The organism is Neiella holothuriorum, from assembly GCF_019457915.1.
GTDB classification, from domain to species: Bacteria; Pseudomonadota; Gammaproteobacteria; order Enterobacterales; family Neiellaceae; genus Neiella; species Neiella holothuriorum.
Genome location: NZ_JAHZSS010000020.1, coordinates 36,455 through 56,117, shown reverse-complemented (window position 1 = coordinate 56,117; position 19,663 = coordinate 36,455). Strand labels below are relative to the sequence as shown.

18 protein-coding genes are annotated in these 19,663 nt (G+C 49.8%); 6 read left to right on the top strand and 12 right to left on the bottom strand.

The features are described from left to right. Positions 1-109 precede the first annotated feature (109 nt). Positions 110-1,465, bottom strand: a complete 1,356-nt coding sequence (locus K0504_RS14550; protein WP_220104877.1) for an OprD family outer membrane porin — start codon at positions 1,463-1,465, stop codon at positions 110-112. A 43-nt stretch (positions 1,466-1,508) separates the two neighbouring features. Further along, positions 1,509-2,438 carry a transporter substrate-binding domain-containing protein gene (locus K0504_RS14545; protein WP_220104876.1) on the bottom strand — a complete coding sequence of 310 codons (930 nt, stop codon included), beginning with the start codon at positions 2,436-2,438 and terminating at the stop codon, positions 1,509-1,511. Positions 2,439-2,655: 217 nt separating this feature from the next. Here K0504_RS14545 and K0504_RS14540 point away from each other — a divergent pair, with 217 nt between their 5' ends. Together K0504_RS14540 and K0504_RS14535 are read left to right on the top strand one after the other, a co-directional pair. Further along, a complete protein-coding gene (locus K0504_RS14540) occupies positions 2,656-7,407 on the top strand; it encodes a response regulator (RefSeq protein WP_220104875.1) in 4,752 nt (1,583 codons plus the stop codon). 69 nt (positions 7,408-7,476) lie between these two features. After that, positions 7,477-7,833 (top strand): putative quinol monooxygenase, encoded by a 357-nt coding sequence (locus K0504_RS14535; RefSeq protein WP_220104874.1) that lies wholly within the window; start codon positions 7,477-7,479, stop codon positions 7,831-7,833. A 1-nt stretch (position 7,834) separates the two neighbouring features. On the opposite strand, the gene K0504_RS14530 is transcribed toward K0504_RS14535, so the two are convergent. Next, positions 7,835-8,743 carry a hypothetical protein gene (locus tag K0504_RS14530; protein WP_220104873.1) on the bottom strand — a complete coding sequence of 303 codons (909 nt, stop codon included), beginning with the start codon at positions 8,741-8,743 and terminating at the stop codon, positions 7,835-7,837. Between the two features lie 88 nt (positions 8,744-8,831). Between K0504_RS14530 and K0504_RS14525 the strand changes: the two genes are divergently transcribed. Further along, the gene (locus tag K0504_RS14525; RefSeq protein WP_191146427.1) at positions 8,832-9,026 is read left to right on the top strand and encodes a DUF4250 domain-containing protein; all 195 of its coding nucleotides are present in this window, start codon (positions 8,832-8,834) and stop codon (positions 9,024-9,026) included. Here the strand turns inward: K0504_RS14525 and K0504_RS14520 are convergent. Next, positions 9,023-9,808, bottom strand: a complete 786-nt coding sequence (locus K0504_RS14520) for a potassium channel family protein (protein WP_220104872.1) — start codon at positions 9,806-9,808, stop codon at positions 9,023-9,025. The genes K0504_RS14525 and K0504_RS14520 overlap by 4 nt on opposite strands. A gap of 134 nt (positions 9,809-9,942) precedes the next feature. Between K0504_RS14520 and K0504_RS14515 the strand changes: the two genes are divergently transcribed. Then, the gene (locus K0504_RS14515) at positions 9,943-10,119 is read left to right on the top strand and encodes a hypothetical protein (protein ID WP_220104871.1); all 177 of its coding nucleotides are present in this window, start codon (positions 9,943-9,945) and stop codon (positions 10,117-10,119) included. A gap of 71 nt (positions 10,120-10,190) precedes the next feature. Continuing rightward, a complete protein-coding gene (gene msrA, locus K0504_RS14510) occupies positions 10,191-10,721 on the top strand; it encodes a peptide-methionine (S)-S-oxide reductase MsrA (RefSeq protein WP_220104870.1) in 531 nt (176 codons plus the stop codon). An 83-nt stretch (positions 10,722-10,804) separates the two neighbouring features. On the opposite strand, the gene K0504_RS14505 is transcribed toward msrA, so the two are convergent. After that, complete coding sequence (locus K0504_RS14505; protein WP_220104869.1) at positions 10,805-11,284, bottom strand: glutathione peroxidase; 480 nt, start codon at positions 11,282-11,284, stop codon at positions 10,805-10,807. Between the two features lie 331 nt (positions 11,285-11,615). On the opposite strand from K0504_RS14505, the gene K0504_RS14500 reads away from it, so the two are divergent. Further along, complete coding sequence (locus K0504_RS14500; protein ID WP_220104868.1) at positions 11,616-12,236, top strand: LysE family translocator; 621 nt, start codon at positions 11,616-11,618, stop codon at positions 12,234-12,236. Here the strand turns inward: K0504_RS14500 and K0504_RS14495 are convergent. From K0504_RS14495 to thiC, 7 genes are all read right to left on the bottom strand, one after another. Beyond that, the gene (locus K0504_RS14495) at positions 12,233-12,982 is read right to left on the bottom strand and encodes a HesA/MoeB/ThiF family protein (RefSeq protein ID WP_220104867.1); all 750 of its coding nucleotides are present in this window, start codon (positions 12,980-12,982) and stop codon (positions 12,233-12,235) included. The genes K0504_RS14500 and K0504_RS14495 overlap by 4 nt on opposite strands. Before the next feature lie 37 nt (positions 12,983-13,019). Continuing rightward, the gene (locus K0504_RS14490; protein ID WP_220104866.1) at positions 13,020-13,307 is read right to left on the bottom strand and encodes a hypothetical protein; all 288 of its coding nucleotides are present in this window, start codon (positions 13,305-13,307) and stop codon (positions 13,020-13,022) included. Between the two features lie 57 nt (positions 13,308-13,364). Then, complete coding sequence (gene thiH / locus K0504_RS14485) at positions 13,365-14,546, bottom strand: 2-iminoacetate synthase ThiH (RefSeq protein WP_318837986.1); 1,182 nt, start codon at positions 14,544-14,546, stop codon at positions 13,365-13,367. Between the two features lies 1 nt (position 14,547). After that, positions 14,548-15,330, bottom strand: coding sequence for a thiazole synthase (locus tag K0504_RS14480; RefSeq protein ID WP_220104865.1), 783 nt, complete (start codon positions 15,328-15,330; stop codon positions 14,548-14,550). A 66-nt stretch (positions 15,331-15,396) separates the two neighbouring features. Next, on the bottom strand, positions 15,397-15,597 hold the full coding sequence (gene thiS / locus K0504_RS14475; protein ID WP_220104864.1) for a sulfur carrier protein ThiS: 201 nt from the start codon (positions 15,595-15,597) through the stop codon (positions 15,397-15,399). Positions 15,598-15,632: 35 nt separating this feature from the next. Next, positions 15,633-17,240 carry a thiamine phosphate synthase gene (gene thiE, locus K0504_RS14470; RefSeq protein ID WP_220104863.1) on the bottom strand — a complete coding sequence of 536 codons (1,608 nt, stop codon included), beginning with the start codon at positions 17,238-17,240 and terminating at the stop codon, positions 15,633-15,635. 175 nt (positions 17,241-17,415) lie between these two features. Continuing rightward, on the bottom strand, positions 17,416-19,368 hold the full coding sequence (gene thiC, locus K0504_RS14465; RefSeq protein WP_404823014.1) for a phosphomethylpyrimidine synthase ThiC: 1,953 nt from the start codon (positions 19,366-19,368) through the stop codon (positions 17,416-17,418). Positions 19,369-19,663 lie beyond the last annotated feature (295 nt).

The following is a 19,663-nucleotide window of genomic DNA, read 5'->3' as shown; positions in this document are numbered from 1 at the left end:
GTCGATTCTCACTATGGGTAAGACCTGCCGACATTCACGGCTTTTAGCAACATTTTAATAACTCCATGTTAACGCCTAGTTGGCAGTGGAACAATGATTCCAACCAGTTCTAAGTAAAGGGGATTGTCATGGTTAGCTTGACGTCGCGTTCTGACGTAAACATATTGGCATAATAAAAGCTTCCCAAGTGATCTTGATGATTCCTATAGTGCGTGTAATGAAGTTTCATCGACAAGCCGTGCAACATGCCGTGGCGCACGCTGTAGGCAAGATCGAGGTTCCAAGCGCTTTCTTCTCCGGTGCTAGCAGCATGGTCTTGCTGCTGTTCAACCCAGCGCGTTGCTCCCCAACCATAGGCAGTAGATGCGCCGAGCTGCCACAGGCCTGATTGCTGCGGGAGTTCATACCAAACACCGGCAAACACAGCGGTTTCTCCGTCATTATTCCAGTCCGAGCGACTATCCCACCAAAATTCATTAGAGCCCTGTGAATTCGCATAGCCGCGTGTCATACGCGGTAAATACGTTCCTAACCCTTCAGCTTTGTTGTTCATCAATTCGGCGCGAAACGTCCAGCGGTTAACGTTCAACAACGCCCTAATTCCCTGTTGCCACGCCATTCCCTGGTACAAATCAAAGCCCGTGTCATTATCAGAGTCGGTACCATAAAACAGGTAGCTCAAGCTCAAGCCATCTTCAACGGGCAGTTGCCAAGACCACTTGAAATGGTAAGCCTGCAGATAATCCTTGGCTCGACCATAACCAAATTGCAATTGATAAGAAGCGGCCTCCGGTTGATAGCGCACCGCCACGCCATGAATAAAGTCAATCCGGTTATCGCCAGCGGCAGGTGTTTCATCCCACGCATTGCGTTTGGAAAAATGCTGCGTTTGCTTATACCAAGGCGCCTTGTACTGATCGGCCCAAGCATAAGTAACTGCCCAGTCCTGCGGGGTATATTTAATCTGGACGCCACGATAACTGCCCGGCTGAAAGGACCAGTTCACACCAAAAATGCCGGGCACATTCATGGGCGCAATACCCGCTTTCAAGCGCACATGATGAGCGGCCGAACGTAATTTTAAGACTGCGCGGGAGATACTTGCGCCGTTCTCAGCCGAGTGGGTATTTTCGCGTGACCACTTGTTACCCGCGAACGCAAATTCGTTTTCAATATTGCGCGGCAAATCATCATCAGAAGTAACGTCTGCGGCGGCAAAGGCGCTGAAATTAAACCCTACATAATCATGCAACCAGCCTGACTTGAAGTTCATTACCAATTGCGATGTACCGTGATTAAGATCATCGTGATAATCATTGCTCGCACCGGTTTCATCTTTGCGTTCGCGAAAGCGCTGCATATGCGCCAGTTGAAAAGCAAACGAGTGCTTATCTGCAATTTGTTGCCAAAAATCATCTTCCAACGCACTCGACGGGCGGCTGTCTGCCCGCGCCAAATTGGTCACCAAAAGCAATGCTAAAACGATCCCCCGAACCAACATCTGTTAGCTACCGGATCCGCTCTTTAACCGGTAACTCGAGCCAAAGCTCTTTGCGATACAACGGCGTGGATTTAGGTAAATCATGGTTAGGCACTTCAAACACGGTGGTCTGCTGCCAACGCTCCAGCGGAAACGCCACGCGGGTCACTTGATGCTGTTCCATCAATTGACGAATCGTGCCTTTCGCAATGCCCCGCTCCAACCCCAACTGTAGTCGCGCTGCCAGCTCATAGTTTTGATGGCTAGAGAAGAAATAAAATGGCACCACGTAATGCAGCAGAATGTCATCGAAGGCAACCACAGGGCGGTCGGGGTGTGCAGCATTGTGAGCAGTTAACTCACCATAGCCTTCGGTAATCGCCCGCGGGAAATAATCGCACTGGCCATCCAGTAACAATTCAAATAGCGTGGCAAATTCATCGGCCCGAACCACCCGATACCCTTCTTGCTCAAGAATATCGGCATCAGGCCAAAAGGACCCTTGGCAAGCGCGTAACTGCTTCAGCTCCTCTGGCGATTCGATATTGGCAAATTTATCTTGGTCTTCCGGTTTGATCAGCATCATGCGATAACCCAGCAAGCCCATCAAAAGGGGCACGCGGGCGGCTCGGAATTGAATTTCGCGCTGGTGGGTTGGCGCTGATGCCACTACATCAAGAATGTCGCCCACATCCATCAAATGTAAGATCAGCCCTTGGTTCAACGAAATGGGCATGAACTCAATTTTGGCGGGGCCAAATTCGGGCTCTGTTTCTGCTAGCGCGATTCGCAACAACTCCACTAAATAACTATGCGATGCATCGGCCTCAGATTGCTTCGGCGTCATCCGCACTATGGTCATTTGTTCGGGCTCTTCTGTTGCAAATCCGGGCATTGATAACAGCGGTTGTATCGTTAGAAACACCGCAAAAATCTGCACCAATCGCTTGCTTAACATCGTTGTTCACCTTTCATGAGATTTAAACCCAACAAGTTCGGTAACTTGATGCTCTCACTATTATTTTTATCGCTGTACGGGTTTCAAGTGTAGCAAAGGTGGAAAAATTACCAGCATCGCCATAACAAGCTAAAAGTTTGATATGGCGCAGAAGAAAAACTGGCGAATATGAGGGATGAACTATTCTTAACTCGTTGAATTTAACGCGAGAATGACTATGGCTTTGCAGCATCACTGTCGCTGGGCACAGCAAGTATTCCTACTTTTAAGCTTGTGCTGGGGCATGATCGGAGGAGCAACGGCAAATGACAGCCAGCCGCTACCTGAAGATCTGCGCGAATGGGCCAGTCGTCATGCCGCAATTCACTACAGTCCATCATTAAGTCTCCGCCCAGATGATTTTATTAACGAACAAGGTTCGCATTCTGGCTATGCCAGCGATTTGTACAAAGCATTAAACGAAGTGCTGCCAGTTCGCTTTGTCCCCTTACCGCCGAAGAGCTGGGATCGACAAATCGCCACGTTAAAAAGTGGCGAACAAGATGTGCTAGCAGTTTGTGCCAGAACATCAGCACGAGAGAGTCATTTCGCTTTTACTCAACCGGTAATGCATCAAATACCCGGCTTTATTGTCAATACCAAAGCCGCCTATCTTGCCGACATCGATAACTGGTCTAAAGCTCATGTGATTGGCGCTATACAAGACACGGCGCTGAGACGTTACCTGAACCATTTTGATTTTGATGCGAAGCTCATTACCACAGCGGATTATGAACAAGGGATTATTCAAGTCGCCAACGGTGATTTGGACGTATTTCTCACCTACCAATCCAGCGCCAACTACTGGGCTAAATCAGGCCAACTGACTACCGTGAAATTTGTGCCTTTTCCTGATACGCCTCCCGAGCCCAATAACATGTGTGTTCGGAAAGACTATCCAGAGCTGGCTCGATTAATCGATTGGGGCATGGCGAAAATTGGCGAAGCTCGCATGGATGAGTTGCGAGGCAATTGGTATTCCGAAGATTTAGATGTGGCCGATTCGGTATTCGAAGAAGATGATCAAGATGCGATGTCAGGCGAACGTCGAACTCAAAATCGCGTTTGGGTGCTGTCCATGTTCGGTGTCATTGGCCTTGTTATTGCCGCAATGGTGCTGCAGCTTTACCGAACCAATCAGATGAGTAGCTTCTTTGGTCAAGCGAAGTATCGACGTACGTTCGGCGTTGTCATCTTACTGATCTGTCTCGCGTTTGCCGCATCAATTGCGTTAGCGCTGCATAATTTACGGCAAAGTGCTTACGAAACTTATCAAGAACAAATGGACATTGCTCAGGACGGTGCCGAAACCATTCTGATTGAGTGGATGAACGAAAAGCAGGTTAACCTCAACCTACTGTTAAATGCTGATTTCTCCATCTACGCACAAATTCTCAATCAGCTAGCAACCGTTGGCGATACCCAAAGCGGCCAAGTTAACAGTCGTCGATTTTTACTTGATTCGCCGGTATTAAAGAAAGTCCGCCAGCATGTATCTGGCCGCTTTACCATGACCTCGACCACCGGATTTTTTGTCATTGGGCCAGACAACATTAACGTGGCGTCGATGCGCGATAGCAACATTGGCGATCGCAACCTGTTAGTGACGCAAGCACCGCAACTTTTGGCGCGAGCTTGGCGTGGTGAAACAGTATTAGTACCGCCGGTTCGTTCCGATGTGTTCTTCTCCGAACACCTTGAGGGCAAGCAACTGCCGCCCACCATGTTTATTCTCAGCCCCGTGCCCGATGCGACGGGCAAGGTCATTGCTGTATTTGCGCTACGTATCGATCCTGGGCGTGGTTTTTCCAAAGCATTCGGTTCGTCCGACATTGGCTCTACCGGCGAAGTCTATGCTGTTAATCAACAAGGCTGGATGCTAACTCGCAGTCGGTTTGAAGCTGCGATGTTAGAGCGCGGCGAACTTAGCGGAAGCTCAACCTCCATTCTGTCAGTCCAAGTCGCTCCCGATCTGACGAAACAAATATTAGGAGGCGACAGTAAAAAGGGCCGGTTCGACAAAAATATCCATGAATACCTCGATTATCGCGGTGAAAAAGTTCTCGGCTCTTGGCGTTGGCTGCCGCAATTCGGGTTTGGCGTGGTGGCAGAAATCGACTTAGAGGAAGTGCTTTACGATTTCGAAGGTGTACGAGAGTTGCTGTTATTTACCCTCTTCATCACCTTAACGACCATCGTGTCCATTACTGTCTTTACCTTAGTTGTAGGGCGCCACGCTCATGAAGTTTCAACGCGTTCGCGTGCTGAGTTAGAAGACTTGGTGAATGAACGGACACAAGAGCTGAACGCCAAACAGGAGCGATTAAAGCAGTCCGAAAAAGATACCCAGCTTATTCTTCATAGCGCGCCAACGGCCATGTTTACCCAAAACAACCAAGGCGAAATTCAACAAGCCAACCAAGCGGCTTGTGGCCTGATCGGCATGTCTGAAGAGAAGCTCAAAACCAGACAGTTCATTGATTTCTTTATCGCCGAGCAACAGTCGCTGGTTCGTTCAGCCATCGACAATTACCTGCTAGCCCCCAAACCACAAGACTTATTGCGCGACGAAGAGCTGCAAATTCAGCTGCTACACGGTGAGCGCGTGTATGTTGAAGCGTCACTCACGCCGATTCAGCTATCCAATGAGTTACTCACCATCATTTCCGTTCGTGATGTGTCAGCCGACTATCAAGCCTCACAAGCGTTGCGCGATGCTAATCAAGCCAAATCCGACTTTTTGGCCAACATGAGTCATGAAATTCGCACGCCAATGAATGCCATCATCGGCATGTCGAGCCTCGCCCTGCAAACCGAACTCAGTAGCAGAGCCCATAACTACATCACCAAAGCTCACAATGCCGCCGAATCACTCCTCGGGATCATCAATGACATCCTCGACTTTTCAAAAATAGAGGCGGGCAAATTAGAGATCGAAGCCATCGATTTCAGGCTCGATGATTCCATGGAAAGCTTAGCCAACGTACTAACCTTTAAAGTGGAAGAGAAGCAACTTGAGCTGTTGTTTGATATCGCGGCGGATGTACCCAAACACTTACTCGGCGACCCCTTGCGTTTGCACCAAATTTTACTGAACTTAGGCTCTAACGCCGTCAAATTTACCGATCATGGTGAAGTGGTTGTTGGCGTAAAAGTTGTCGAGCGACTGCCATCCAAAGTGAAGCTGGAGTTTGCGGTAAAAGATACCGGCATTGGAATGACACCAGAGCAGCAAGCGCGTCTCTTTCAGTCGTTCTCGCAAGCAGACACATCAACCACTCGCAAATATGGTGGCACCGGTCTAGGCCTAACCATCAGCAAGAGTTTGGTCGAGCTGATGGGCGGCGAGATTTGGCTACATAGCATTGCCGGTCATGGTAGTAATTTTGTCTTCACCGGCTGGTTTGGTATTAGCGAGCAAACCGCCGAGTTAGATGAACTGGAAAAACTCAACTTAGACGGCCTGCGCGTGCTGTTGGTTGATGACAACCTATCCGCCCTTGAAGTGTTGTCGAACATCATGATGTCGATGGGCTGCGATGTCACCAAAGTATCCTCTGGGCCACAAGCCATCGCGCTCATCGAAGAGGATCAACGAACCTTTGATTTGGCGCTGATTGACTGGAAGATGCCAGGGTTAGACGGCATCGAAACCTGTATCCGCTTGAAAGAGGCCGCAGACAACAAGCTTCGCGGCTTTATTATGGTGTCAGCCAGTGCCAAAGATGCCGATAAAGAAAAAGCGCGCGACCGAGGCATCGATCAGTTCCTCCGCAAACCACTCACATCATCGTCAGTGTTTGATGCCATGATAACCATCATGGGGCGCGAGTACAAAGTCACTCAGCGCGCAGCATTGAGGCAGGAAGAAAATGCAGCTAGCCAAGGCAAATTAACCGGCGCGCATGTATTACTGGTAGAAGATAACGAGCTTAATCAGGAGCTTGCTATCGACTTATTAAAAAGTGCGCAGATCCAAGTTGAGCTGGCCGAAAATGGCGAAATTGCCGTCGATAAAGTGCGCAAAATGCAGTTTGATGGCGTTTTGATGGACATTCAGATGCCGGTCATGGATGGCTACACTGCCACGGCAAAAATTCGTGAATTCAACAAAGACATCGCCATTATCGCAATGACCGCCAATGCGATGTCGGGCGACCGCGAAAAAGTAATTACCGCGGGCATGAACGACTACATATCCAAACCAATTAAAGTCAGCGATATGTTTACCACCATGTCCAAATGGATTACGCCAAGTAACGTCATTCCCCCAGAGACCAGCGACACCTCTTCGGAGAGCCTCTCTGAGTTATCCGCTGCGCCAACTGATGAGCTCAAATTTGTTCATATTGATACCAAGTTAGGGCTCAAAACTTGTAACGGCAACGACAAGCTATATCAAAAATTGTTACGGCGTTTCGTTGAAGGGCAAAGTGATTTCTACCCGCGCTTTAACGATGCATGGGCCGAACTCGCATGGTCAGATGCAACGCGCATTGCCCATACGCTTAAAGGCAATGCCGGCAATATCGGCGCGATAGAATTACAAGCTTTTGCAGACAACCTTGAACTCAGTACCGCAAAACAAGCAGAAACCGAAACAATCCAAACTCAGCTTGAGTTAACGCAACAAGCGTTAGAACAGGTACTTCACGAGATCCGCGGCGTCTTTAGTCATGGTGAAACAGCCGTTCCTCAAGCCCAAGCATCAACTCAAGTCATTCAGCAACAAATCGACCAGTTAGCGGATTTGATTGAAGATTTTGATGTTGATGCGCAAGATATTGTGGCTCAATGGGCCGAGCAGGCATTTCCTACCGAAATTCAGGGTAAGATCAACCTGCTGGCGCAGCATTTAGATAAGTATGACTTCGATACGGCGAAAGACACCCTAGAAGAGCTACGTTTGCTGTTGCCGTTGAACGAATAACCGGCGCTCGCAAGAGCGCTCGCACCATAATCTAAATCCGGCGAACCGCCGGATTGTTGTGAGAACACCATGTCTTCAAAAGTATATTGCCTGGCTCAATTTCGAGCCAAACCGGGTCAGCAAGATGCCCTATTTCGTGTCCTTCAAGCACTTGAACCCGACACGCTGCGGGAAGATGGCTGCGTTCAATACACAGTCACTCGCATGGTCGAAAGTGAGTTTGCTGGCGGCACGAGTGATTATCCGATTGTGTTTAACGAGATTTGGGCCAATCACGACGTGTTTGCGGCGCATTGCCAGCGCTCGGCCATTCAGCAGTTTTTTGAACAGCAATGCTTAGCCGAAGATGGTTTAGCAGAGGCTTGGAATGTGACGGTTTATAGTGATGAGCCGAACAACTTTGACGCCCCTAAACTAGGCGGCTGATTTAGTTAGCTTGCTGAAACAACGGGTCGAGCCGAAGTGCCGAGGTCATGTCCCGTTGTTTACTGCCATCCACACCCATTAACCACAGCGCGTTGTCGATCCACTTTAATCGGCTGGCATCAAAACGGCTGCTGCGCGCGTCTGCCGCCATAAAGATATAACTCGGCTGATGTGAATGGGGCTCAACAAATGGAATCGCAATCACTTCCTTTACCGCAGGCGGCAACGGCGTTAATTGCAGTACCGGCTCAAACGCCAACGCCACACGCAACTGCAAACACAGCTTAATGGCGGGGTCGCCATGCCAAATTCGAAATACCGCGCCTTGCTCTTGTGACGGTGGTTGCACCACATAACCGAGCCCCAATAACTGGCTCTCTAAGTCACGTTCATAAAGCTGGGTTGATTTGGCAAGAATCGCCCGTTGTAGCCGGTTAAGTTGCTCAACTTGCTGTTGAATTTGTGCCAATCGCTGCTGACAGGCAAAGCCCGTTTGAATGAGCTGAGGGCCGGATTCCGGCAACACCGCCAGCTGACTTAACCAACGTTGATGATCAAGCTCGGGAGAATCTTGATGTTGCTGGTCGAGCGGATGCACACCGCCGCCAATCGCATCACGCAAGCGCTGATCCCAGCGTTGGCTGCGATCGCTATCCAACCAACTCGTTTCCAACGAAAACGCCTGCTCCATCATCCGCGCTACTTTGTCGCCAATACGCTTTGTTGGTGACTCAGAAATATAGGCAGACGCGTAACTATGACTTTGCTGTAGGTAACGCGCAAAACGAGCAACTTCGCCCTGACAACGTTCAAACAAAATGTAGCGAGCGTTGCGGTAACGGTAGGTGGCAATTTGTCGTTTATTGGCTTTGGTGTTGAGCATGGCTGATTCAGACTTAACCTTGATCACAAGACTCCAGATCCCTCTGGTTGTTTTTTATGCAATTGATGCAACTGATGACTAGCCTTAAAAAGAACCTTACTAAGAGGAGTCGGTTATGGACTTGTCAAATTACAACGCTATGGATCCTAGCATGTTGCTTGGCATCATTAATATGAAGCTACGTCACGAATGTTCAAGTGTTGATGATTTAGCTGATTGCTATGACATAGACGCTGGTGGCTTGCAGCAACGACTATCAATGATTGGCTATCATTACGACGCCATTCATAACCAATTTACCGCCGTCTAATCCCGTTGCTTGGTCAATTCAGAGAGTTGCTGACGCACCTCTTTTAGATCCGCACGCAATGATTTTACTTCGGCATGCGTATCAAGCACCGCTTGCCGAAGATCATCTTCTTCCTCATCCCGCCCCAAGAATTGCTGCGCAAAATAACCCGATAACAAACCATAATTACCCACACCAATGACAATAAGGACGCTTGCCGCCAGTCGCCCTCCTTCGGTAATGGGATAAAAGTCACCATAACCAACAGTCGACACGGTGACTAACGCCCACCAAATTGCTTCATCTGGTTCAGTAATCGGGGCGTTTGCAAGGCCCGTTTCGAGGTAAAACACAACAAACGAACCGACAAAAATAACCAGTAGCTCCAGCAACAGCAAACCTGCCACTGTATTACTTAGGCGCGACACAAAGCTAAATTCAAACTTACCTTTGGACAGGTAAAGCACTCGAATCACGCGATAAACCTGTACCACGCGCAACAGCCGCAACGACTCATTAAATGGAATGGCCGCCACTAAATCAAACCAATGGGATTTGGCGTACTCCCATTTGTGTTCAGCGCGCCAAAAGCCCGTCCAGAACGCCAGAAAGAAGACCCCGCAGACAATCAAATCAAAGCTTCTCAACAATCGATAGAGGCCCGGATCCATGTCTTTAATCAGTAACAACAACGCCAATACCACCGACACGATGGATAACAACATCATCATCAGCTCATAGAGCGTGGTGATGCGAAGCGAATCTCGGTGATGTGGGGTTATATTTTCGACTTGGTTATTCAATTTGAGCCTCCGTTGCTGCGAACTCGCTCCGATTTTGCCAACAACTTAAAATTGACGAGAGGTCTGTTGACCTGATAGTTTCGATTCGATCAACTCGCCACCAAACAGCATCTCAACGGATTGAGGCCATCGCCATGACAGTGAATGAACTAGTCAGTCTAAGTAAGAATTTAAACCAATTATGCGCACAAGCGGAAGATATTGTGAATGCTGTGGCACAAGATGATCCTAGTAGAGAACGCCTTCTTGATCACTTGCGCAAACTTCAGCGTGTCACCCTTGAGTTGAGCGACTTTCAAGCAACCCGCTAAAACCCGCTGCGAATTACCCCAAAATTCCATTACACTTGAGCCCATTGTTTTTTAAAGAATAAGGCTCGATTATGCAAACGGCTACTTTTGCGGGCGGTTGCTTCTGGTGTGTTGAAGCAGTGTTTAAGCGCCTTCGCGGTGTTCATGGTATTGCCTCAGGCTATGCTGGCGGCACCACTCAAAACCCTACCTACGAACAAGTCTGCAGCGGCCAAACAGGTCATGCCGAAGTGATTCAAATTGAGTTTGACGAAAGCCAGATTGGCTTTGAAGATTTGCTGAACGTTTTCTTCACCAGCCATGATCCCACGACTCTCAATCGTCAAGGCGAAGACGTAGGCACTCAGTATCGTTCAGCTGTGTTCTATCACAGTGAGCAGCAACAACAACAAGCCGAAGCTTATATTTCCCAGCATAGTGCTGACTTCGATGCCCCAATCGTTACCGAAGTCACCGAAATAAATAACTACTATGCGGCCGAAAACTATCACCAAGACTATTTTGCACGTAATCCGCAACAAGTTTATTGCAACGCGGTGATCCCACCGAAACTGGCTAAACTGCGCAAGCGTTGGCTGCCCCTGCTGAAAGCAGACGACTAAGCGTCTGCCGCCGCATACTAAGCTGCGCTTCAGGCAAACAAGCAAGTAAGCGCGGCTTGGTTCGTTCAACCATTTTCAACCGATTACAGCAAAGCCTCGATCTCGGGCACGAGTTCTTCGGGCTTGGTCGTTGGTGCGTACCGCTGCATGACGTTGCCATTGCGATCAACCAAGAACTTGGTGAAGTTCCATTTTACTGCTTTGCTTCCCAGCAAGCCGCGCTTCGCATCGGTCAAAAATTGGTATAAGGGATGGGCTCCCGCGCCATTGACTTCAATTTTTTGAAATAGTGGAAAGCTGATATTGAAATTTAGATCGCAAAACTGACGTATCTCAGCGTCATCGCCAGCCTCTTGTTTACCAAACTGATTACAAGGAAATGCTAACACCTTAAATCCTTGTGCTTCGTAAGTCTCATAGAGCGCCTGAAGCCCTTGATACTGAGGCGTGAAACCACAAGCTGAAGCCGTGTTAACGATCAACAGAACTTGGCCTTTGTATTGGCCCATGGAGATGGTATCGCCTTTGTTGCTAATCGCCTCAATGGCGTAAAAATCCGTCATATTACCCTCTAATATTCATTCCTAAGCAGATCACTGTCGTTACGCAAGCCACTGTAAAAAGATCGCATTGCTCGCCCACAAACTGCCCCATTTATTGTTAAGGCATCTCAGCGCATTACACTCTGCTGCACGATTCATTATTGGATACGTTTGCGGAAGAGCTTTAGAAATTGGCTTAAAGCAGCGCAGCCTCGATTAACCAAGCATAGAGCAACGTCTACGAAGGCGACGGCAACAAGCTTGAGAATGCGAGCAAGGCAACATCAATCGCACCTTCCCTCGCTGAAGTGGTAAGCTGCGCGGGTCGTTTAAGTTACCAGCATTGTTAAACATGGATACCGCAGCACTCGCCTTATTTATTCCAACCTTTTTCTTTGTCTCGATTACCCCAGGCATGTGTATGACGCTGGCGCTGACGTTAGGCATGACCATTGGCGTCAAGCGCACCGGCTGGATGATGATTGGCGAGCTGATGGGCGTTGCCCTCGTCTCTACCAGTGCCGTGGTTGGGGTTGCAGCTGTCGTGCTGAAATACCCACAAGCTTTCATTGTGATGAAAACCTGTGGCGCACTCTATCTTGCTTGGGTTGGTGTTCAAATGTGGCGATCACGCGGCAAACTCGCTATTCCAGAGCAATTAGATGTACCGCCTCAAATCAGCCGAAAAAGTTTGCTCAGCCAAGGTTTCCTCACCGCCGTAGCCAATCCGAAAGGTTGGGCATTTGACATTGCATTGCTACCGCCATTCGTCAACGAGTCGCAACCGCTAGCACCACAATTGCTGGTGTTAGTTAGCCTCATTTTAGTGTTTGAATTGGTCTGTATGCTGCTCTACGCCAGTGGCGGCAAAACTCTGCGCCATTTGTTATTGCGCCCGACCAATGTCCGTCTGATGAACCGTATTGCAGGCTCGCTGATGATAGGGGTTGGAGTTTGGCTATTTGCGGGCTAACCCTGTGAGCACACCGCGCAGCTGCTCGATGGGGTTATCGCAAACTGTTGCCACTGGCTGTGCAAGCCATCAAATAATTCCAGCTTTGCAGTCGTCACCGGCAAACCAACAATGAGTTTGATGGCCGCAAGCGCTTGCATGCTGGCAATAACGCCCAGCACAGGGCCAAGCACGCCTGAATTGGCACAGTTCAGCTGCGGCTCTTGGCCCGTTTGAGGGTATAAACAGGCATAACAGGGCGACTCAGTCTGACGAAAATCAAATACGGCGAGCTGACCTTCAAGGCGAATGGCTGCGCCCGACACCAGCGGTATTTGGGCCGAATGGCACGCCGCATTAATGGCATGGCGAGCGGCAAAATTGTCGGTGCAATCGAGCACCAGATCCACATCACCAACTAGTTCATCGGCATTGCTGGAGTTGATTTGAGCTTCATGCAACACCAGTTCAAGGTCGTCATTTAGCGCCGTCAGTTGGCGCTCGGCGGCGTCAACTTTGGCCTCGCTAACATCGCTGAGCCGATACAGAATTTGTCGTTGTAAGTTACTCAGCTCGACCGTGTCGTGATCGACCAAATGCAATTCGCCCACCCCTGCAGCTGCCAGATATAACGCCGCCGGACTTCCCAAGCCCCCCAACCCAACAATCAACACTTTGGCATTGCTGAGCTTTAACTGACCCGCTTCTCCTACTTGCTCAAGCAATAGATGACGACTGTATCTGAGAGTTTGGCGATCTGTGAGCATTGTTGGCCTTAATGGTTCATGGTCGAGTGTTGGAGCGTTAAAAATCCGCCATGCTACGGAACAGCGCCCGTTTGCACGATGTACAAAAATGCACAAGCCGCCGCCCTTTAGCACTTTGCAATGGCCGATAAGCAATATCGCCAGAGCCGCAATGATGGCAAGCAACACCGCTAGCATCCAGCACACTGCCTTCGTGCTTGGCCATGTACTCTTGCTGAGTTGGCAACCGTTGCCAGTCGTCAGCGAGGGTTTGATTGGCGCTAAAAGCCTGGGCCAACGCATCGGTCGTTTCTTGTAGTAGCCTTTTTAGTCGTTCCTTAAACATGTATCGATTCCTTTCGATTTAAGGGATAAACCAGCTCATCAGTTTGTTACTTATGTTCTAAACGGTTTGCCGGCCATAGGCTGACTGCCAGTCGGTCCATACTGGCTGATAACCACGTTGACGAATAGCCGAGGCAACCTGTTGAGGGCTGCGTTCGTCACTAATGGAAAACTGCTCAAGTGCAGGCTCAGCATTGGCGTAACCACCAGGTTGAGTTTGAGAATACGCGCTCATGGTAGTGATGCCAAGCGGCAACACTTGATCACGAAAAGCGGCCGATTCGCGAGTCGACAACGACAATTCCAACTCCGGGTTAAACAGCCGATAAGCGCATATAAGCTGCACCAGTTGTTTATCGGTCATCACTGACTTGGGCTCTAGCCCACCAGCGCAAGGACGAAGCCGAGGAAACGAAATGGAGAACCGGCTCTGCCAGTAACGCTTTTGCAAAAAATTAAGATGCGACGCCACCATAAAACAATCAGTACGCCAATCATCTAAACCGATCAATGCGCCTATACCGATCTTGTTCATACCCGCTGCACCAAGTCGCTCTGGCGTTGCCAAACGCCAGTCAAAATCACTTTTTTTGCCTTTTAGGTGATGCTCAGCATAAGTGCGGCGCGAATAGGTTTCCTGATAAACCAGCACGGCATCAACGCCCAGCGTTTTGAGTTCAGCATAATCTTCAGTGGCCAGCGGCTGTACTTCCATCGATAAATGCGAAAAGTGTGGCCGAATTCGTGGGATCGCTTGCCGAAAGTAGTCCATTCCAACTTTACGTTCCGATTCGCCCGTCACCAGCAGAAGATGGTCAAACCCCAATTGTTTAATAGCCGCAACTTCCGAATCAAGCTCGCTCATGTCGAGAGTTTTGCGGCGAATGGCGTTGTGCATGGAAAAGCCGCAATAGGTACAAATGTTGGAGCACAAATTCGATAGGTACAAGGGCACATACAGCTGAATGGTTTTGCCAAAACGTTGTTGGGTTAATGCTAGCGAGCGCTGTGCCATCGCTTCTAGGTAGCTTTCGCCCGCAGGCGAAATCAATGCCATAAAATCAGCCAACGACAAGCGTTGCTGAGCATCTGAGCGCGCTAATGCGCGATGCACATCGGCCGCAGTTTTACTGCCAATCGTTAACCGAATGTCATCCCAGTTGTATTGGTTGAGCACCTGCGCAAAAGATGTTGGTTGCGGCTGTGCATGATTCAATGTTGCCGACGATTGAAACACCACTTTAAGATTCCACCGTCATGGGCTGATCGAGAAATGCAGTCAACGGGCTCGAAGCAACAGCGGTCTGGTTGATGCCTCCTAATCCGGCTTCATAGGCTAGTCGGCCTGCAGCAACCGCTTGTTTAAACGCTTGTGCCATGTTGACCGGGTCGGGCGACACGGCAATAGCAGTATTCACAAGCACAGCATCAGCGCCCAACTCCATTGCCTCAGCAGCATGAGACGGAGCCCCAATGCCCGCATCCACAATGACAGGGACATTCGCCTGTTCAATGATAATTTCCAGAAAATCGCGCGTTTTAAGCCCTTTATTGGATCCAATTGGCGCACCAAGTGGCATCACTGCTTGGCATCCGACCTGCTCCAAGCGTTTACACAACACCGGATCAGCATGAATATAAGGCAATACCACAAAGCCCTCATTGACTAGGATTTGTGCCGCCTTAAGCGTTTCAATGGGATCGGGCAGCAAATACTTCGGGTCAGGGTGAATTTCCAGTTTTACCCAGTGAGTACCCAGCGCTTCGCGCGCTAACCGAGCCGCAAATACCGCTTCATCAGCCGTGCCTGCCCCCGACGTGTTTGGTAGCAAATGCACACCTGCTTGAATGAGTGGGCTTAAAATGTCGTCATCGGCGCGATTCAAGTCCACGCGCTTCATCGCCATGGTGACTAACTGAGTGCCGCTGGCGATAATCGCATCTGTCATCAATTGTGGATCGGCAAATTTACCGGTACCGCTGAATAAGCGGCTCTCAAAGGTTTTATCTGCAATGTTGAACATGGAAAATAACCGCCTTGTTGTGATCTAATTGCTTGTTCATGGGTTATTCGGGCAACGCTACTGCCGCTATCCGCCGGCAATAGCGCGGAACAAAGCAACCTTGTCTTGGTCTGTTAATCGATAATCACGCCAGTCATGCTGCGGGACGATATTCTGGTTCACGGCTACCGCAACTCCATTCAAATCCTGCTCGAGCATTTCAAGTAACTGGCTGAGCGTCGCCCGAGTGGCGAGCTCGATAGCTTCATCATTCACTAAAATTTTCATTCGATGCTGTCGTGAACCTCTTTGTTTATGCTTGCTCAGGCAATATTATCGTCACCGACGCCAACCAAATTTAACCAGTCTTGGCTGGCTTGTTCTGGGTCCGCCGCTTGGGTCATTGCACGCACTACGGCGATACTGCCAATTTCAGTTCGCATCACCTGCTCAGCGCGTTCTAAATCGATACCTCCAATGGCTACAGAGGAAATTCTAAGATCGCTAGAAGCCAATAAACACGCTTGTTGTGCTAGCTTTTGCAGCCCTTGAGGTGTGGACGGCATATCTTTGGTTGTGGTGGCAAAAATATGGCCAAGCGCCAAATAGCTGGGTTTAAGTTGAACTGCTCGCAACATTTCAAAGTACCCATGCGTCGACAAGCCAAGCCTAATGCCTGATCTGGCTATTTTTTCGACATCTGCATCGGTGACATCTTCCTGCCCTAAATGCACGCCATAGGCACCATGCTTGATGGCCAGTTGCCAGTAGTCATTAATGAACACGCGCGCCTGATATTGTTTACCCAAAGCAACCGCTTGCTTCACCAAGGGTTCAGCTTGCGCATCCGACAAGCCTTTAGCCCGCAACTGAATCGTTTTTACGCCAAATGCCAACAGTCGCTGTAACCACTCAATCGTCGGTACAACCGGATATAGCCCTAATCGATTGGGGCACGGCTGGCATTCAGTGTGCTCAGTATCAAACTCGGCTAATTCGTTAGCGGTTTTCGGAAAGTCCTGCCAATGTTTTGGCCAACCTAAATGCAACACAGGCCCCGGCCCTTTGCCTTGGCCAATGGCAGCTTTTAATCCTTGCTGCACATAAGCATGAGCAAGCGCAAAGGCGTCTTCCAAGGCGTAGCCTTGCGCTAGCGCACTGGCGAGCGAGGCAGCAAAACTGCAGCCCGTACCATGACCGTGATGAGTGTTTAACTGAGGGCTCAGGCAAAGGCGCCAATGGTCGCCATTGGTCCAAGCATCGAGCACGTGATCGTCGGTGACAGGTACATCCATCAGCAACCCAGTATGACCGCCTTTGAACAGCACCGTCTTAACGCCGTGTTGCCGCAACACGGCGAATGCTCGGTCTAAATCAGCGCTCGATAACAACGCGATTCCGGTCATTGCCAGCACTTCATTGGCATTAGGAGTAAGGATGTCGACATGACGCAGCAAGTCATTTTTAACTGCATCCAAAATGGGCTCTGCAGTTAACGTATCACCCGAGCTAGCAATAGCCACCGGATCATAAATCACTAGCGGCTGCGGTAATCCAGCAGGCCAATTAGCCAACTGCTCCGCCAGCCATTCGACTTGTGCTGGGTTTGCCAACAATGAGATTTTGATGACCGCCGGCGGCATGTCAGCCAACAATTGCAGCCATTGTTGCTCGAGTAAGTCCAACGGCATGGCCAGTAGATCCGACACGGACTCAGAATTTTGCGCCGTAACGGTAGTGATTAGGGTACACGCCTGCGCCGCCGTTCGGTGCCCCAACGCATCGTCATCGCGTAGGCCATTGATGGCTTGAATATCGGCTTGAATGCCCGCCCCACCGCTACTATCTGAGCCGCCAATAGCCCACACAATGGGCTTATTGGGCGTCAGTACTTGGTACGGTTGGATCACTGTGTGTGGAAGCCAGCTCATATTGTTCTCATTTTGTTTTTATGTATTCACGCTTGGTCCAACGCTGGACCGATGCAGCGACCGGTTTGGTCTGGTTATCACTTCAGGTTAAAGGGAAACGTAACAACTTTACTCAATAATTAGTGACACACCACTCATCCCAACTTGTCGAAGGATGAGCGGCGTCCGCAGACAGCTAGCTTTCCGTTTCTGCTTCTGAGTGCTCCAATGAATAGAGTTTGCCGCCGGTTTCATTAAATGCTTCGGCCATGTGCTTCATGCCTGCCTCAGCTATTTCCGGGTTGCCATCCATATCCACCAGTTTCACTGCAATTGCCTCTTGTTTCGCTGCAAATTCTCGCACTTCTTGCGTGATCTTCATTGAACAAAACTTAGGCCCGCACATGGAGCAAAAGTGCGCTACCTTGCCTGACTGCTGTGGAATGGTTTCATCGTGATAGGAGCGCGCGCGCCCAGGGTCGAGCGACAAGTTGAACTGATCTTCCCAGCGGAATTCAAAGCGTGCTTTCGACAAAGCATTATCACGCACTTGCGCTCCCGGATGGCCTTTCGCTAAGTCCGCCGCATGAGCAGCAATCTTGTAGGTAATCAAACCTTCTTTCACATCGTCTTTGTTAGGCAACCCCAAGTGCTCTTTGGGCGTTACGTAACAGAGCATGGCGCAGCCATACCAGCCAATTTGTGCAGCCCCAATGCCTGAAGTGAAGTGATCATAGCCAGGCGCAATGTCGGTGGTTAACGGGCCAAGTGTATAAAACGGTGCTTCATGGCAAGCTTCCAACTGCTTGTCCATGTTCTCTTTGATAAGTTGCATGGGCACATGGCCAGGGCCCTCGATAATGACCTGCACATCGTATTCCCACGCAATTTTGGTTAACTCACCCAGGGTGTAAAGCTCGCTCAGTTGCGCTTCATCATTGGCATCTTGAACCGACCCCGGTCGCAAACCATCCCCTAAGCTCAGCGACACATCGTACTGCGCACAAATTTCACAGATCTCGCGGAAGTTGGTGTAGAGAAAGCTCTCGGTATGGTGCGACAAACACCACTTCGCCATAATCGAGCCACCGCGCGACACAATGCCGGTCAAACGTTTAGCAGTCATTGGCGCATAGGCCAGTAATACACCGGCATGAATGGTGAAGTAATCCACCCCTTGTTCACATTGCTCAATCAGCGTATCGCAGAAAATTTCCCAGTTCAGGTTTTCCGCCACGCCATTTACTTTTTCCAATGCTTGATAGATGGGCACAGTGCCAATTGGCACCGGCGAATTGCGCACAATCCACTCGCGCGTTTCGTGAATATAGCGGCCTGTCGATAGATCCATGACGGTATCGGCGCCCCAACGGGTTGACCACACCAACTTCTCAACTTCCTCTTCAATCGACGAGGTTACCGCCGAGTTACCAATATTTGCGTTTACTTTGACCAGAAAATTACGGCCAATAATCATTGGCTCAGATTCAGGGTGATTGATGTTGGCAGGAATAATGGCGCGTCCGCGGGCGACTTCTGAACGAACGAATTCGGCGGTAATTTCTTGTTGGAGGTTGGCGCCAAACGATTCGCCAGCGTGCTGAATCTTGTCATTGTGTTGCGCCCGCGCCATGTTCTCGCGAATAGCAATGTATTCCATTTCAGGCGTAATAATGCCCTGCCGCGCATAATGCATTTGCGTTACACACCTGCCGGCTTTGGCCACTCGCGGTTTGGGCAAATGTTCGAAACGAATATGGTCGAGGCCGTCATCCGCTAGGCGCTGCTGCGCATACTGTGACGTGACGGAATCGAGCGGCTCACTGTCGCTACGTTCTGCAATCCATTGGGCGCGCAACTTGGGAAGCCCTTTGCGCACATCAATCTCAGCAGCCGGATCAGCATAGCTCCCCGATGTGTCATACACCCGCACTGGCGCATTGTCTTCAAATTGCGGATCATCTTCGCTGCCACCAACCAAGGTTGGGTTCAAGCTAATCTCGCGCATGGCCACATTCACGCCGGGCAGCTCACCGGCAACATAAACACGCGTTGAATTCGGATACGGTTGGGCGGTTAAGTTATCTAAGAAGTCTTGCGCTTGCTGACGCTGTTCGCGACGAGTAGGGGTCGACATGAAGCTCTCCAGTTCATTCTCGTTAGGCTTATCATCAAATTTGTTAAAGCCAGACGGAGTTAAACGAGACGGAGAACCTGATAGCGCCTTGCCATGCTAGGCAAGAGAGAATGCATAAGGGGATGTCGCTTGCATACGAGTGAGGGTAAAAAGATCACGCGCATTCGGGCGATTCCGGCCTTGTTTCCTCCGCAGGTGTTAGCCTGATCAGGTTCTCGGATTCCGCTTGCTGGATTCAACGAATTAAATCATCAGCATTGCGATCTCAGCCTCGGTCCTGAATCAATCAGGCGCAGGGCACTCCGAC

Coding starts and splice junctions, on each gene's coding strand:
- K0504_RS14545 (WP_220104876.1), bottom strand. CDS start 2,438: ATGTTAAGCAAGCGATTGGTGCAGATTTTTGCGGTGTTTCTAACGATA.
- K0504_RS14540 (WP_220104875.1), top strand. CDS start 2,656: ATGGCTTTGCAGCATCACTGTCGCTGGGCACAGCAAGTATTCCTACTT.
- K0504_RS14535 (WP_220104874.1), top strand. CDS start 7,477: ATGTCTTCAAAAGTATATTGCCTGGCTCAATTTCGAGCCAAACCGGGT.
- K0504_RS14525 (WP_191146427.1), top strand. CDS start 8,832: ATGGACTTGTCAAATTACAACGCTATGGATCCTAGCATGTTGCTTGGC.
- K0504_RS14515 (WP_220104871.1), top strand. CDS start 9,943: ATGACAGTGAATGAACTAGTCAGTCTAAGTAAGAATTTAAACCAATTA.
- msrA (WP_220104870.1), top strand. CDS start 10,191: ATGCAAACGGCTACTTTTGCGGGCGGTTGCTTCTGGTGTGTTGAAGCA.
- K0504_RS14505 (WP_220104869.1), bottom strand. CDS start 11,284: ATGACGGATTTTTACGCCATTGAGGCGATTAGCAACAAAGGCGATACC.
- K0504_RS14500 (WP_220104868.1), top strand. CDS start 11,616: ATGGATACCGCAGCACTCGCCTTATTTATTCCAACCTTTTTCTTTGTC.
- K0504_RS14495 (WP_220104867.1), bottom strand. CDS start 12,982: ATGCTCACAGATCGCCAAACTCTCAGATACAGTCGTCATCTATTGCTT.
- K0504_RS14490 (WP_220104866.1), bottom strand. CDS start 13,307: ATGTTTAAGGAACGACTAAAAAGGCTACTACAAGAAACGACCGATGCG.
- K0504_RS14480 (WP_220104865.1), bottom strand. CDS start 15,330: ATGTTCAACATTGCAGATAAAACCTTTGAGAGCCGCTTATTCAGCGGT.
- thiS (WP_220104864.1), bottom strand. CDS start 15,597: ATGAAAATTTTAGTGAATGATGAAGCTATCGAGCTCGCCACTCGGGCG.
- thiE (WP_220104863.1), bottom strand. CDS start 17,240: ATGAGCTGGCTTCCACACACAGTGATCCAACCGTACCAAGTACTGACG.